This is a genomic window from Brevibacillus daliensis (genome assembly GCF_021245735.1).
Classification (GTDB): domain Bacteria; phylum Bacillota; class Bacilli; order Brevibacillales; family Brevibacillaceae; genus Brevibacillus_B; species Brevibacillus_B daliensis.
In genome coordinates, this window is record NZ_JAJISB010000010.1 from 51,204 (window position 1) to 67,103 (window position 15,900).

Annotated in this window: 17 protein-coding genes; 1 reads left to right on the forward strand and 16 read right to left on the reverse strand. The window is 38.0% G+C overall.

The genetic code is table 11. From position 1 onward, the window contains the following. The 12 genes from LM917_RS10630 to LM917_RS10685 all read right to left on the reverse strand — a co-directional run bounded on the left by LM917_RS10630 (position 1) and on the right by LM917_RS10685 (position 11,612). Positions 1-1,614 carry a hypothetical protein gene (locus LM917_RS10630; protein WP_232697489.1) on the reverse strand — a complete coding sequence of 538 codons (1,614 nt, stop codon included), beginning with the start codon at positions 1,612-1,614 and terminating at the stop codon, positions 1-3. 329 nt (positions 1,615-1,943) lie between these two features. Then, positions 1,944-2,795, reverse strand: coding sequence for a tagatose bisphosphate family class II aldolase (locus tag LM917_RS10635; protein WP_232697490.1), 852 nt, complete (start codon positions 2,793-2,795; stop codon positions 1,944-1,946). Positions 2,796-2,846: 51 nt separating this feature from the next. Then, positions 2,847-3,296, reverse strand: coding sequence for a PTS sugar transporter subunit IIA (locus LM917_RS10640; RefSeq protein WP_232697491.1), 450 nt, complete (start codon positions 3,294-3,296; stop codon positions 2,847-2,849). 30 nt (positions 3,297-3,326) lie between these two features. Further along, the gene (locus LM917_RS10645; RefSeq protein ID WP_232697492.1) at positions 3,327-4,757 is read right to left on the reverse strand and encodes a PTS fructose transporter subunit IIC; all 1,431 of its coding nucleotides are present in this window, start codon (positions 4,755-4,757) and stop codon (positions 3,327-3,329) included. Positions 4,758-4,783: 26 nt separating this feature from the next. After that, positions 4,784-5,698, reverse strand: a complete 915-nt coding sequence (gene pfkB / locus LM917_RS10650) for a 1-phosphofructokinase (RefSeq protein ID WP_232697493.1) — start codon at positions 5,696-5,698, stop codon at positions 4,784-4,786. 341 nt (positions 5,699-6,039) lie between these two features. Continuing rightward, positions 6,040-6,339 (reverse strand): hypothetical protein, encoded by a 300-nt coding sequence (locus tag LM917_RS10655; RefSeq protein ID WP_232697494.1) that lies wholly within the window; start codon positions 6,337-6,339, stop codon positions 6,040-6,042. 24 nt (positions 6,340-6,363) lie between these two features. Next, positions 6,364-6,654 (reverse strand): hypothetical protein, encoded by a 291-nt coding sequence (locus LM917_RS10660; RefSeq protein WP_232697495.1) that lies wholly within the window; start codon positions 6,652-6,654, stop codon positions 6,364-6,366. Between the two features lie 194 nt (positions 6,655-6,848). After that, complete coding sequence (locus LM917_RS10665) at positions 6,849-7,556, reverse strand: TetR/AcrR family transcriptional regulator (protein WP_232697496.1); 708 nt, start codon at positions 7,554-7,556, stop codon at positions 6,849-6,851. A 92-nt stretch (positions 7,557-7,648) separates the two neighbouring features. Next, positions 7,649-8,206, reverse strand: a complete 558-nt coding sequence (locus LM917_RS10670) for a nucleotidyltransferase domain-containing protein (RefSeq protein ID WP_232697497.1) — start codon at positions 8,204-8,206, stop codon at positions 7,649-7,651. Between the two features lie 500 nt (positions 8,207-8,706). Continuing rightward, complete coding sequence (locus LM917_RS10675; RefSeq protein WP_232697498.1) at positions 8,707-10,383, reverse strand: SWIM zinc finger family protein; 1,677 nt, start codon at positions 10,381-10,383, stop codon at positions 8,707-8,709. 267 nt (positions 10,384-10,650) lie between these two features. Continuing rightward, positions 10,651-10,857, reverse strand: coding sequence for a hypothetical protein (locus tag LM917_RS10680; RefSeq protein WP_232697499.1), 207 nt, complete (start codon positions 10,855-10,857; stop codon positions 10,651-10,653). A 95-nt stretch (positions 10,858-10,952) separates the two neighbouring features. Further along, on the reverse strand, positions 10,953-11,612 hold the full coding sequence (locus LM917_RS10685) for a Crp/Fnr family transcriptional regulator (RefSeq protein ID WP_232697500.1): 660 nt from the start codon (positions 11,610-11,612) through the stop codon (positions 10,953-10,955). Positions 11,613-11,793: 181 nt separating this feature from the next. Here LM917_RS10685 and hcp point away from each other — a divergent pair, with 181 nt between their 5' ends. After that, on the forward strand, positions 11,794-13,389 hold the full coding sequence (hcp, locus tag LM917_RS10690) for a hydroxylamine reductase (RefSeq protein ID WP_232697501.1): 1,596 nt from the start codon (positions 11,794-11,796) through the stop codon (positions 13,387-13,389). Between the two features lie 206 nt (positions 13,390-13,595). On the opposite strand, the gene LM917_RS10695 is transcribed toward hcp, so the two are convergent. From LM917_RS10695 to LM917_RS10710, 4 genes are all read right to left on the reverse strand, one after another. Then, on the reverse strand, positions 13,596-13,757 hold the full coding sequence (locus LM917_RS10695; protein WP_232697502.1) for a hypothetical protein: 162 nt from the start codon (positions 13,755-13,757) through the stop codon (positions 13,596-13,598). 224 nt (positions 13,758-13,981) lie between these two features. Beyond that, positions 13,982-14,626 carry an ABC-2 transporter permease gene (locus LM917_RS10700; protein ID WP_232697619.1) on the reverse strand — a complete coding sequence of 215 codons (645 nt, stop codon included), beginning with the start codon at positions 14,624-14,626 and terminating at the stop codon, positions 13,982-13,984. Between the two features lie 8 nt (positions 14,627-14,634). Then, positions 14,635-15,486, reverse strand: coding sequence for an ABC transporter ATP-binding protein (locus LM917_RS10705; RefSeq protein ID WP_232697503.1), 852 nt, complete (start codon positions 15,484-15,486; stop codon positions 14,635-14,637). Further along, positions 15,483-15,863 carry a GntR family transcriptional regulator gene (locus tag LM917_RS10710; protein ID WP_232697504.1) on the reverse strand — a complete coding sequence of 127 codons (381 nt, stop codon included), beginning with the start codon at positions 15,861-15,863 and terminating at the stop codon, positions 15,483-15,485. Before LM917_RS10710 ends, LM917_RS10705 begins: the two co-directional genes overlap by 4 nt. Between the last annotated feature and the right edge of the window lie 37 nt (positions 15,864-15,900).

Below are 15,900 nucleotides of genomic sequence, written 5' to 3' on the forward strand. Positions count from 1 at the left end.
CTATTTACCTCCAAAGATTGCATTAAACTTATAATCGGGAAATTCTTTCCTCAACTGATTTAGACTATTTTCAACTGCCTGCCTTAGTTCGGATGTATCTCCATCTAATCTGAAAACAAATTCTCGGATATCCTTAATATCCTCTAGGTTAGGTATTTCCGAAGAGCCATTCTTTGTTGCCCGTGTAGAAGTTGCATTTTCTAAAGCATTAATTCGATTTCTCGTTTTGGTCAATATCTGTTTATCTGCAAATTGTTGTGGAGTTTGCGCAGGTAACCCTGTTTTAGGATTAACCTTATTGAGACCCTGGGCGGATTTATCCTCATAAAAAATCTTATTCTCTAAATCAACCTCATCTAATTCTCCAAGAGATTCTCCTCTTTTGTTTACAATTTCAACTTCTTTAGCACTATTAATCTTAGGAATTTCACCCATCTCCTCATCAATCTTACGCCCTTCCTCCCCTCCATGGCTACTATTTTCACTACCTCTAGTAAAGAGGCTGAAGAACCCACCTTTCTTATCTCCGTCACCTTTTCCAATAACCGTCGATTCAGGCGCTCCATCAGGTACCAATTTATATGGAAATAACTGCAAGTTATTAATCATGTTTTCCATCTTCTTGTTCAGTTCAGCTATCATTAACCGGCGTACTTTGTTAGCTTCTGTTATGACAGTACGGAACTCATGGAAATCTACCACCACATATTTTCGTATAGCCTGAGCCATGACACCATTTCCAGTCACAGTCCCTATAGATGGAGAAGTTTTTTTATCAGATGGTTCTGAACTTTTATCTGGTACGTTATTTTCAGCCTTATCAGCCTTATAAATCTTACCAGCCTTCCCAAACATAATTCCTTTGGAAAATGCACCACCAACAAGCAGAGAACCGACGCCTACTGAGGCTCCTCCAAGCACCTCCGCTTGTTTATCCGCAGGTAATGCCATAAATGCATTCCATTTCTCTTTTTGTCCTTCCACGATGCTGTTGACAGTCGATTCTGGGTCATTAATTAGCTCCTCTCCAAATTCCACTGTATCTACAACCATTTCTTCTACGTTTTCTGCCATATTCCCAAGGGTTTCTATTGGGTTGGTAACTAGATTGACGGCTCCATCCCACGTATCAGTTACTGTATCCGCTACTGCATTTCCCGCACCCTTAAAAAATGCGCCCGCTACTTCCCAGCCACTTGGTTCTTCCACTGGAGCCTTCTCTGTTGGAGCACTAGCTATTTCAGTTCTTCTTCCATCAATTTTCTTGATCAACGTCTGAATGGTTTCATCATCCGGTTTCCTCACAGCATCTCTTGCTAATAAAAATTCTTTCTCTTTCTCTTTCTCTTTCTCTTCCCGATCTAACTGTGCAAATTCTTCTGCCTTCTTATGCGCAAATTGGGACATTTCTCCTAAGTGATAGCTGGTCTTGGTAATATGAACGCTAATACCATTCCAAAATTCCTCAACCCGCGTCTTCTGAAGGATCTCCCAACTTAACTGTTGTAGTAATGCATTTAACCTGTGCTCAATCTCTCTGATCTCCTCTGCCGCCAGGTCAAAATCCTTTCCCATCTTATGAAGAAGTTCCGGGCGCACTAATATCCTCGTCATAACTTCTACACTCCTCGTTCCACGTGGTACTGCAAAAAACGTTCTAATTCCATCTTTTAACAAAAGAAGAGGGGAAACAAGAGGAGATTCTACCATACATGCATCTTCATTGTTAGCACTTTTTTCCTGTTTCACTAACAGGAACTTATGCCCCAAAAAATTATATTCGATCCGGCATAGTAAGATAACCTTAGCATTACAGGCAAAGCCTTAGTTGTGACTATGCAGGCTAAGAACGTTATACTTTCTTAGCCATTAAAAAAGAGATGGTCCCAAACATCGCAACGGAATGTTTGGGAGACCATCTCTTTTATTTGACCTAAAATAGTTTAGTAACGATTATCGCTCATGCACATCTTAATTTTTTCTGCCACCACTTTTTTCATAGCTGCTTTTGCTGGTTCCATATACTTACGAGGATCATTAGCATCTTCGTGAGTTACTAAATATTGACGTAATGCATCCGAGAATGGATTTTTCAATTCGGTTGCAATGTTCACTTTGCAAACACCGAGTTCAATACATGTCCGAACTGTATCAAAAGGAATACCAGAAGCACCGTGTAGGACAAGTGGAACATCTACTACTTTTCTAATTTCAGCTAGACGATTGATATCTAATTTAGGTTCAGATTTATACATACCATGTGCTGTACCAATCGCAACGGCTAATGAATCGATGTTTGTTTTCTCCACAAAATCTTTTGCAACGGCTGGATCTGTATAATACGCATCCGCAGCATCTACAACCAAATCATCTTCTTGTCCACCTAAACGACCTAACTCTGCTTCAACTGTTGCACCATGAGCATGGGCGTATTCTACTACTTCTTTTACGATTGCAACATTTTCTTCATATGGATGATGAGAAGCATCGATCATCACGGATTTTGTTCCTAAAACAACTGATTCCTTAATGTCATCAAGAACTTCATGATGATCCAAGTGTAGTGCGATGGGAACATCATAACGGGTTGCTGCCACATCTACCAATGCTTGGATATAATCACGCCCTCCATAAGCAAATGTACTAGGTGTTCCCGCAATAATTACAGGAGATCGTAACTCTGCGGCAGTTTCGACTACGACTTGTAACGTTTCTAGATTATGAATATTAAAGGCAGGTACTGCATACCCATCTTTCTGTGCTTTTACTAGCATTTCTTTTGTATTTACTCCCATGGTTTTCTCTCCAATTCTATTGTTTTATCGTTTTCCACTTTTAGTAAAGAATTAGATAACTTGGTTTAACTCATGCAAGATAGAATCTTCATCTTTCGCTTGTAACAGATTTTGACGAATATCATTATGCATCAACATTCTAGAAACAGAAGATAGTAGAGTTAAGTGAGTTGTTCCGCCCTCATCTTCAGGAATTAATAGTGAGATAACGAATTTAGTAGGAAGGCCATCCAGTGAATTCCATTCCACTCCGTTTGCCAAAGAAATGATGACTATACCTGGTTTTTTAATGGCCTTAGACTTTGTATGTGGAATAGCAAACCCATCCATAAAGCCAGTCGTGCTTTCTTTTTCACGGTTCTCTAAACCTTTAATCACTTCTTCTATTGATGTTGCAATGTTATTTGCCACTGCCATTTCTGCTATTTTTTGAAACACTTCTGACTGCGTTGTGGAATGATTATGCAAACAAATATGATTCGCATGTAAAATAGAATTCATGATTATTACCCCTTTTTCAGACAATCTATTTTAGGATGTTATCGTTTCATTCGTCATAGCACTTTGTTTTTGATTCGTTCTTTTTTTATAGAGTCCATAGGCCACCCCACCAATGATAGAACCAACTAGGATAGAAAGTACCCACTGCATTGCACCCGTTACAACAGGTAGTACCAAAAATCCTCCATGTGGTGCTGGAACTTGAACTTTAAACATGTAAGTCATGATAGCCGAGATGGATGATGCCACCATTAATATAGGAATAACGACAAGTGGCTGTTTCGCAGCGAACGGAATTGCACCTTCTGTAATGTGCGTTGATCCTAAAATGAAGTTAGCTATACCTGCATTTCGTTCTGATTCATTAAATTCTTTTTTGAATAACACAGTTGCAAATGCTGTAACTAGTGGAGGTGTAATACATGCTGCAGATACACCAGCCATAAAGTAAAGATCGCCTTGTGCTAAAAGTGCCGTACCTGTTACATATGCAGCTTTGTTAACTGGACCACCCATATCAAATGCACACATACTACCTACAATTAAGCCTAAGATGATAGGGCTTGAATCTTTGAAGTTACCTAAAAATGACATCATGCCTTCGTTTACTGCTGACATTGGCTCTACACAAAGTGTCATGATGATACCTGTAATTAATATTCCAAATACCGGGAATAAGAAAATTGCTTTTAAACCTTCCAGCGATCTTGGTAATTTACTAAATAAGATTCCAAGAAGTACAATGACATAACCACCTAGGAAACCGGCTAAAATACCACCTAAGAAACCGGCACCGCCTGCAAAAGCGATACTACCACCGATAAAACCAGTTACAAGACCAGGACGTTTCGCAATGGAATCACCAATATATGCTGCTAAAACGGGTACCATTAGCGAGAAGCCAATCCCACCAATTTCTTTTAACATCGCTGCAAAAGCATTGTATTGTTCATGATCTGGATCAGCTGAATAAATACCGAACAAGAAGGAAATTGCGATTAATACCCCGCCGCCAACAACAAAAGGAAGCATATGAGAAACACCATTCATCAAGTGTTTATAAATGGCTCTACCAATTTTTGATCCTGCCGAACCCTCAAATTCTTCATTTGCTTGGGAAACTGCTTTTTTAGAAGCTTTATAAGGAGTTGCTTTGCCATCAATAATCGACTGGATTAAATGCTCAGCATCTTTTATTCCTTTTGCTACAGATACATCCAGCAATGGTTTTCCTAAGAATCTTTCAATGTTTACATCTTTGTCCGCTGCGATGATGACACCATCTGCTTCGCGAATATCTTCTTTTGTTAATGCATTTTCTATCCCTACTTGGCCATGTGTCTCTACTTTTATTTCTACTCCTAATTTTTCTGCTGCAATTTTGAGTGCTTCAGCAGCCATAAAAGTGTGAGCAATTCCAGTAGGACAACCCGTTGCAGCAATGATTTTAATTGAATTCATTTTTGCCACCTCTATATTTTTTTTTTTTAATAATGATGTATTTGAATTTGTTTCATTAATTCCCCAATATCTGATAAATCACTTAGTCCAACAGAAAAAGCAGTAGATGATCCAGTCGCCGAAGCAATTTTGAGTGCCTCTTCCTTAGAATCTCCTTCTAGTACTCTTCCAACAAAAGCAGCCAATAGCGAATCACCTGCACAAGCGGTATTTACCACATTTCCTTTTGGCGCAGTTACCCCGATAATCTCGTCCTTTGATAAAAATAGTGAGCCTTCTCCTCCAATAGAGATAAGAACATTTTCACTCCCCATGTCTACCAACTTTTTCCCAAGTTCTAGGATTTCATCTTCCGTAACAGTATCTTTGTGAAAAAACAACGCTAGCTCCTCATGGTTTGGTTTGATTAAATATGGTTGATAAGCTAAACAATCCAGCAATATTCTTGAGCTAATATCTAGGATTAATTTAAGCTTATTTTTTTTGGCAATCTTTGATATTTCTAGATGAATCTCATCTGGAACACCTTTTGGAGTGCTTCCTGATACAAATAAAATACTGCCTGTTGGAATTTCATTTATTTTTTGTAGAATCAAATCTACTTTCTTTTTAGGAATTTCAGGTCCTTTATTGACAACTTTATATTCATGATCCTTTGTACTAATAAAAGTATTCACTCTAGTAATTCCATCAACCTCAATAAAATCTGTATCTACTCCTATTTTTTGCAATTCTTCTTCTATATACTTTCCAGTAAAACCACCAATGAATCCAAGCGCCGTATTATGAATCCCCATTCTTTTCAATATGATCGAAATGTTAATGGCTTTACCATTTGCTTGATAATCTTCCATGCTCGATCTATTTACAATATTTGGTTGTAGCGAATCAACCTCTACAAACATGTCGATTGCTGGGTTTAATGTACATGTGTAAACCATGACTCTCAACTCCTTAACCGCCTCTTTGCTGTGCGATCTCTTTGTTACTTAAATTATTACATATGAATTTCCGTAAATGTTTTCAGGATTTGTAAACGCTTTCTGATTTACAAAACAAAATGGTCATGACCGTTTTGTTGGACCGCAAGCGGTCACATCCCAATTTCATGGAAAACGTCGAGAAGTTTTTCACAGAAAAAAACAGACCGCTACTCTGCGATAAAGCATCGCTAAGTAGTAGTCTGTTAGATATAGGTTTTGGAAAACGAATCAGCACTTCATCTTCTTAATCGATAATAGCCGCAAAGTGGTTTTCTTCCACAAGCTATTCTCCGAACTGTTTATTTATCATTTGTTCTTATGATATTAATTATATTAGATACAATGCTTATTACTCCTACCGTTACCATACTAATTGGCCAAACTGTTTTTCCTAAAATGAAACCGACAGTTCCAATAATGAGTAACCCTGCTCCAATACATCCTCCGACTACTGATCCGATTCTTACTATCCGCTTGGGCGGATTCGCTAATTTTTCTGCCCTTTCATTCGACTTGCGTACCATTTCATTCGACTTGCGCAACGTATCCATTGAAATTCTTTTGGTTGCGGCTAGCAACTTTGCATTTAATTTTTCCATTCTTTTCTCCTCCGTTAATTACAATTAGATTAACTTGCCGAGCACTTTTATTACGCTTACAATGCCAGACACTAGATCTTCCACACTTACAATCCCCACCGTCACCATTCCAATTGGCCAAACTATTTTTCCAATAATAAATCCGGCAGTTTCGGTAATGAGCAACCCGACTCCTATACAACCTCCGACTACCGATCCGATTCTTATCCATTCTGGCGGTTGGGTTAATTTTTTTATTGTCTCATTTGACTTTTGTAACGTATCCTTTGAAATTTTTCTCGTTGGGGATAGCAACTTTGCATTACACTTTTCCATCCTTTTCCCTCCGTAATTTAATAAAAGAAAATTATTGATGAGCAATTTACCTACGTTTAAAATGCCAAACACAAGGTTTAACGCCTTACTCAACTTTCATATTTGATAGAAGAATCACTTGCGAAACCGACTGTCGGTTTGTTTATTCCCAAAAAATAAACTGCCGCTCAGACAGTCATTTTTGCAGAATGCTTTTACTCTTTTTCTAGATAAAATCCGCCCATCCGCTCAAATTCGTTAATGGATATGGCAATCAGTTCGTCTGTTACTATATCCACGCCCAATGACCTCATCATCTTCTGCAGATACTTTAAACGCCTTTCGGTTTCAGTGGAGTCCCGGTTAAAGAGGATCGGATTAATCCAAGTGTTAGACAGCAGCAAAAAAACCTCCGCACACAAAGCTGGATCATCTGTTTGAAAGGAACCATCGCGATTTCCTTCTTCTATGAGCTTTGCTATGATCGGTGCATCTATATTGACGCTGTTTTGAACTCCACTTACAACAAACTGAGGATTTTTAATTTGGGAGCTAAGTACAGTATTAATCTCATGTGTTTTTGTATCCGTAGCGAAAGTGAGTATGATTTTTTGCAGCTTCTCTTTTACGTTTCTAGCTTCTGTATTTTGAATCAAGTCATACAGCATTCCCATTGCATGTTGAGTATGGCGTTGTATAACCGCATCTAAAATTTCTTCTTTCGATTTGAAATGGTGATAAAGTCCACCTTTGGATATTCCAAGTGCATCGAGAATGTCTTGCACACTTGTTTTGTCATAGCCCTTTTCAACGAACAGTTTTGAGGAAACGGAAAGGATTTTTTCTACAGTCTGTTCCGGATATTTATTACGTCCCATAGTACCTCCAAATAACAATACCGACTGTTGGTCTGTATTTAACATAACGATAATTGCGCTCCCTGTCAATATGCTTAGGGGAAATTGTTGAAAGCTCAAGGGACAAAAGCTAATCAAGGTAGTATGCGTTAGGTTATTTATAGTTTCTGAATCCACGGATGTTCACCATAAACTACCTTCAATGAATCCCGAAGCCACTCACTCTGTTCAAAACCCAACTCAGAGTAGGTATTTTCAAAATCCATTTCGTCTTTCAGTCTCGTCCCTTTTGATTTGAATAGTAGAGTTATTTCTGGGCTAAGATAGGGAATTCCACTTTTTGTCCTCAAGATAGTTTTAGATAATTCTCTATGGATTCTAGTATCTCTTCGGTATATCCAATTTTTCCCTTCGGACTCGTTTAACAGTATCTCTATCTTTTCATTTAATCTTTCTGCATACGTCTCATGTATTGGTAAATATAATCTTTCATCTTTTTTCCAAGTCTCTAAATTCCCTTTTACAACTTTCATAAAGCTCCATCCACTTAAATATTCTTGAATATTTTTTTGGCCATTTCTAAACACAATAATTTCAATGTCATCATGCTTTCTTGTAGTTTTGCCAAGAAAAAGGTCTATTGACCATCCTCCAGCAATTGCCCAAGGTTTATCAAAATCCTGCATAATTGTAAAAATAGAAGTACATGGTTCCATTGGGAAACCTCCTAAAATACCTGAACTAGTACATGATTAATAGATTAATACTATCAATTAGTAGGATAAAGTTCTGGACGGCTAATCTGGTACACCCTCAATCCAATATGAAATTAGGCCGAAGCACGAACTAGATAGCGTTCAAATGTCGTAGGTAAGCCTTTTTCTGTAGCGTTCACTTCGAATATTCGCGCAACTTTAGATATGCATTTCTCAGTAACCCACTCTTGTATGGATGGTTTCTGACCAAAGCAGCGCATCCTAATAACATCAATAGGTTCATGCAAGTATTCAATACTTCTCACCGTTTCAATCTCGGCATATCCTAACCCACCTTGTTCAAGTCTTTACTGTCTTGTCAATTCTCCAAGTTGTGCATACCATTCGATAGAATGAGGGTATAACCAATCCTGATGGACTCTTGGGTCTGCTACTAATAGAAAAGAATACTTCCAAGAAGGAAAACACCAAAAGAGAAGCTAGATCAGCTTCCCTTCGCTCTATTTTAATTTACCTAGCTCGTCTATAAAGGCTGGTCTTCTAACATATAATTCACATAACTCATTTATTATTTCTTCCTGATATTGCTTGCCTGCTATCTTTTTGTACCTTTTTATTTTTTTGCCTACTTCTTTATACTGCTTTCTGTTTGTTGCTTGGTTAGCGACATGCCTAATATGTGTCTTATATACCTCTATAACCTTTTCCCTATACTTAACAACTAACAGCCCTGCATATTCTTCCACGCTACTAGGATTTTCCGTTACGAAATCCATAAGTTCATCCACATCATTTTCCTCTACAATAATTTTTAAAAATATGCTTTTTATCTGCCAACCCTTATGCTTTTTCAACTCTTGCTTTAAATTAGCATAGAATTCATTTTCATCATTTGTAACTAATCCCTTCAGTTCCTTGTAATATTCAAAATAACCTTCAAGTAATAATTCCTTTGCCAATTTTTCTTGTTCTTCTTTTAGTGAAAGCTCTTTATAGGCTGCATACCTTAACCTCTTCCATTTTGAAACAAGCCCCGGATATTTGCTGTCTAGTTTTTCTCCTTCTAAAGCCACTCCTATTACTTTTTGATAGTTTTTCTCTTCCATGTATCTATCTATAGCTATTTCTCTGATAGCATTATATTTCCAATTAACATGTAAAAACTCTTCTGCTTCTTCGCTTGTTCCATATTTACTAATCATCGTAAATAAAATCAGAAGCATCCTTTCAGTGCCGTATCTCCCATATTCATTTTTAGAATTTTGATTGATCAAATACTCTATTTTCTGTATTAAAGTATGTCTTAGCACTTCACTAACTGTAAATTGTACGCACATGTTGAGTAATTCAATTTGAAAATCCTGCCATCCGTCAAAAATCCTGCTATCGCTTTTTTCCAGTAGCCTATTAAACACTCTATGTTTGATATGAATATCTTTTTCGTTATTAGCTATCGATGCCGTTTCTCCTATTAATTCCAGTGTTTCATTTACTATCATTCCTATATCACCATTTGAATCGTCAGCGTATTGAAAAGCTTCAATCGCTTCTTCCAGTACTAAAAAAGCAAGTTCTAATGAAACAAAGAGATCTCTTGTTCTCCTTACATTTAGCAGTACTTTTTCCATTTCATTTGCAAATGAAAATGCATTGCCAAGACTGATAAAGCCTTCTCTTCCTTTATATTTTCTTACAATTGAATCGATCCATTTTTTGCATTTTTCTATTTCATTTGATCCATCAATTTCTGAATATCTTACAAGCAACTTTTTTTCTAAGACTCTATCCTTTTGGGTTATATCTACAATAATACTGATCAACTCTTCCTTGGAGAGATTGAGTAACACCTCAGTTATTTCAGGTTGAGTGCTCCTTACTTTTATCATAGTTTGACACTGAACTTCATGAAGTAACATATCACGTAATTCAAGAAATGCTGCCACTTGATGCTTGCAAATAGGACCAAAATCGTACGGACACTCGCAGTTTGTATATAATATTTTTCCAGCTTCATCTATCTTAACTACAACCTCGTACTTTTCACTTCCTTGGACGACAAAAGTGAATAAGTTATCTTCATGCTTGTTCACTTCTACTATATTTCCCTCCATATAATAGTCGTAGCCTCTATCAAATATCGTTTTATTAGTGTGATCGCTAAAATTATTTATGTTCATCAATTAGCCCCCTAGCAAAACCTGTAATCAGAATTTCATTCTCTCCAATTCAGATTTCTAATACAATCTTTATGACTATCAAGGATACCAATGCAAATTACCACGTAAATAGACTTATTGATAATGGCACCATCTTATTTTATTTTGAAGTGGATAGCAACTAAGGAAAAACCGGAATTGACGGATTGTAACGCGTGATTTTGCCGTTCATTGGTAAGAGGAAGAATCATATTTATTACCTTCGAAATAAGAATAGGAGTAGTTCAGCTATAGATGGCCTTGAATAGTGAAAGTAATAAGTCTTGCTGAATACGATTTATTATCCACATGGATTTTGAAATGTAAATCTCCATGCCAACTAGTAGAGTGGAGTTCTTTCTCAAATACTAGTTGGTTAGGATTTAATCCATATTGCTTTATTGAGTTTTGAAGTAATTGTACCTTTTCCATCATCGCACCTCCTTTCTTTTGCATTTACAGTCTCCTAATTTTTTATATTACTAATACAATTAATTCTGTATGTGAATAGTCTTCCTTTTATCTATTTTAGTTAATTTCAAGGTTTGTACTTACAGCAGTCTAAACAGATTTTTGTTGAAGCTTAGAATGCCTTCATCACGCAGCTTGCACAATTCATTTGACATTGCGCTCCGATCTACGCAAAGATAGTTCGCCAGCTCCTGACGGTTATAAGGAATGACAAATTCACTCGTTCTATGCAGGACGGCTTGTTCTGAGAGATAGGACAATAGCTTATCCCTTGTGCTACGTTTGGAAAGATGCTCGATCTTTTGATTCAGCATGATGTTCTTTTGAGCTAAAATGGATAGCATATTTTGAATCAGCTGAACGTGGAATACACAAGCGTTGGAACAGTTGCTCACAATTCGACTAAAATCGATAAAAAGAATGACGCTCTCTGTTGCAGCAGATACCGTTACCGGGATTGTACGTATGTTGGCAAAGGCGAACGTTTCGGCAAAAAGACTGCCTGCTTCTAGACTAGTCATGATCGTGCCATTCCCCTTTATGTCCTCTCGAAAAATTTGAACCTTTCCGGACAATACAATCCCAATATGGGTAACCGCTTCGCCTGCCAGCAGAATGATCTCATTCTTTTGATAGCTCCTTTTGCGTGCATGTAAGCAGGAGAGCACCGACTCCATTTCCGATTCTTTAAATCCTTTAAATAAAGGAATCTTATGAAACAACGAAAAATATTCTTCCATTCCTTTCACCTCCGTTGGAAAAACAACAGAACCTCTGATTTCAGTATAGTACAATGCACTCAGAAAAGCTGTATGAAGAAGATCAGACAAATTATCAGAATTAATGAGGACAAATGTGATCTCAACCGATGGACAGATTTTGAAAAATAGATACAAACAATATAAAGAGGAGGAGTTCAAGATGTCGAACATGTTTTGTTTTCAATGTGAACAAACTGCAAAGTATGAGGCTTGTACTGGTATCCAGGGTGTATGCGGTAAAAAGGAGGATACTGCGCTTTTGCAGGATGATCTGACAGGTGCACTGATTGGCCTTGCTCGCGCAGCAGATGGTCATGAGTATGAGCTTGATCTATTCACTCATCGCGTTATGATCGAAGGCTTGTTCACCACTATCACAAATGTTAATTTTGACAACGATGCGGTGCAAAGGCATATCGAAGCTGTACACACAGCAAAAGCCAAGCTGATTTCACAGTATGGCAGCAGCACTGCTCCAAGCAACTGTAGTGAAGACTACGATATGAACAAGCTCTGGGTGGACAATGAGGATATCCGTTCACTCAAGTCTCTGATTCTATTTGGTCTTCGCGGTATTGCAGCATATGCTTTTCATGCGCTAGTGCTGGACTATATTGATGAAGAAGTAAACGCCTTCTTCTACAAGGGTATGCGTGCAGTTGGCGAGGAATGGGACATGGATAAGCTGCTTCCGATCGTACTGGAAACAGGAAGAATCAACCTCAAGTGCATGGAGTTATTGGATAAAGCAAACACCGAAACCTACGGTATTCCACAGCCGACTACTGTTCCACTGACCATTGAGAAAGGTCCGTTCATCGTCATTACAGGACATGATTTACGTGATCTCCATCTTCTCCTTGAGCAGACCAAAGATAAAGGGATTAATATCTATACACATGGCGAGATGCTGCCTTGCCACGCATATCCGAAGCTGAAAGCTTATCCTCACCTGAAAGGCAATTTCGGTACCGCATGGCAAAACCAGCAGAAGGAATTTGCAAACATTCCTGCACCAGTATTATTCACTACGAACTGTCTGATGCCTGTGAAAGACAGCTATCGCGATCGAGTTTATACGACTGAAGTAGTAGCGTATCCTGGCATGGTGCATATTGATGAGGAGAAAGACTTCACCCCCGTGATCAATAAGGCGCTGGAGTTAGGCGGTTATGCAGAAGACACTGTGATGACAGGAATAAATGGCGGTACACAGGTTACAACAGGCTTTGGACATGGAACGGTATTGAGTGTAGCTGATCAGGTGATTGAGGCGGTACGTAGTGGCGATATCAAGCATTTCTTCCTAGTCGGCGGCTGTGACGGAGCAAGACCTGGACGCAACTATTATACCGAGTTTGTGCAGAAAGCACCGAAAGATTCGGTTATCCTTACACTTGCCTGCGGTAAATATCGATTCAATGATCTTGATCTAGGTACGATTGGCGGCTTGCCACGATTGATGGACATGGGTCAATGCAACGACGCATTCAGTGCCATCCAAGTGGCAGTCGCTCTTGCAGAGGCTTTCGAGTGCGGTGTGAATGATTTACCTCTGACACTGATATTGTCGTGGTACGAGCAGAAGGCCGTGAGCATCCTGCTTTCGCTGCTAGACCTTGGAATCAAAAACATTTATATCGGCCCGTCACTTCCAGCCTTTATTTCGCCAAACGTACTTAAAGTGCTGGTGGATAATTATAATTTGACTCCGATTTCGACTCCTGAAGAGGATTTGAAGCGGATACTATCATAAGAAAGAGGGGGGAGCTCCTTGTTGGGCTCCCCTCCTATTATGTATCTGAGTATTTAGTGACCATTCAGTAAGCATTACAGAAAATAAGCTCGCTTTCAGTTTTATCTAAACGATGTTTATCTATTATTTATGATAAGGCTCTCCGCTCTTTGCATTACTTGTGAAAAGATCCATCGTACGTAACTAGCCTTATTGTAAATACCTTTTTATTGTTTTCCCATCCTGATAGCATGTACAAAAAAAGAAATTGAACCAATACAAGGAAAGACAGCTAATAAATAATTTCCTTTCATGCCCTGACTCAAAGCGGTCACCGCAAGAATTGTTCCTAAAAAATAGTAGGCAATTTTTTTCTGCTTTATATTCATTCAACAATTCCCCTTGTTATACTTAATAAAGTCGATTTCTAAAACACATTTTCATCATGCAAGTACGTCGATTGATCGATTACAATTATCCCATCTAAATCATGATTGAGCGATTCATTTTTACAGTTCATCATTACTGTTTTATTTAGTACTTCTCACTTAGAACACTTGACCCACAGCTGAGAAGATAGTAACTGCTCTGTTGCAAAAGTTCAGTCCGTTCATCACAAATTCTGCTTAGAATATATCCTAGTAGATAACCCCATCGACATCCAAGAAATTAAAAGAGCCAGTATACCAAGAAAAAAATCTTGAACGATTTGCGAAAAAGGAAGCAAGTCCTGAAGTCCGATTTGATGTGCTTGCATTGATTCGATCATCATAGGGAATACAAATGGAAATAAAAAAATAATAAACATAAATATATACTTGGATTTTTCATAACCGAAGCGATATTGAACAGGAATAATAATCCCGAAAATAACAGCCACTATAAGGATTGACACTCCTACATCCGACAAACTCAGCATCTCTATCTTAGTCGGAATAAATATGGCTAAAAGGCAATATGAAATATAGCATCCTACAAAAATCGCTAGGATAAATAAATATTTTGCTCTTACCATTGCCCTTCTCGTATAGGGGGTTGCGCAAAGAAGCGCGTGACCTTTATATTTATACTCAATCATTGACACTGAGTTGAACAGCAAATACTGAATAAAGAGAGTGCTTAGAAAAAAAGCGAGAAAACCTCTAGGCATAAAATCGACTTTAATATTGATAAAGATCGGCAACACAAATGCGGCGATTAACATAATAAACCAATACTTTTTTGCGAGAAGGAAATCCTTTTTTACAAGATGATACATCACCTTTATTACCTCCTAATATAGCTCAGCATTACGTCTTCAATGGTTGGTCTTTCGATTAGCACATTCCCCATCTGTTGGCGAACAACAGTTTTATTGTCAGTCAAACCAGAAAAGCCATATTCGGTTTCATGGAGAGATAAAAACAACCCCCTAGTATGTTCATTTATTTCTTTTGTATCCCCTTTAACTAAGCCGTGTCTGTCCAACAGAATATCTTTTTCTTCACTTAATATGATTCCGCCTTTATCAATTAAAATCAGCATGTCTGCAACTTTGTCCAAGTCGGAGGTAATATGGGATGAAAAGAAAACACTTTTTCCATCTTGCTTTATGAAATTAAGTAAGATATCCATTAACTCCATTCTAACTTGAGGATCTAGTCCACTTGTCGGTTCGTCCATTATCAATAAGTCCGGATGATGGGAGATTGCCAATGCTATAGCATACTTCATACGCATACCTTTGGACAAAGTGCTGATTTGCTGATTAAATGGTAGTCCAAAATGCTCCATATGCTTTTTAAAGACCGCTTCGTCCCAATTGGAATACGCCGGAGCAATAATGTTTTTCATTTCTAGCAAAGTTAGATCTTCATAAAAATAGCCATCATCTAATACGATACCAATACGATTCTTGAATTCTCGTTCAATTAATTGAATATCTTTACCATAAAATGCAATCTCACCGGCGTCCTTTAAAATTAATCCGAGAATCGATTTAATCGTAGTCGTTTTACCAGCACCGTTGACACCAATAAATCCAGTAATGCAACCCTCGAGCAAGGAAAAGCTAATGTCCTTCAAGGCGAAGGTACCTAAGTCTTTTTTCAATCCTTTTACCTCTAAAATAGGTTTCATTCCTCACCCTCCTCAAAAAGTAAATCCATCATGGCATACAATTCGTTTTTGCTAATTCCAAGCGAGCGAGCAGTATTCCAGGCCTCAGATAGTTTGACTTCCACCATATGCCGTTTCGATTCTAGCAGAAGCTCAAGGTTTTCTTTGGCCACAAATGATCCTTTACCCGCTTTAGTTGTAATAAAGCCTTCCGATTCTAGTTCGTCGTATACTCTTCGGGTAGTGAGAACACTCACACGCAGATCATTTGCCAATACACGTATTGATGGAAGTATCTCCCCTTCTTCTAATTCACCACGTAAGATTCCATCCTTTATTTGGTTTTTGATCTGCTGATAAATAGGCAAATCGGACACGTTGGAAATAATAATTTTCATTTTGCCTCCCCACAACTGTGTATCATCAACATACACA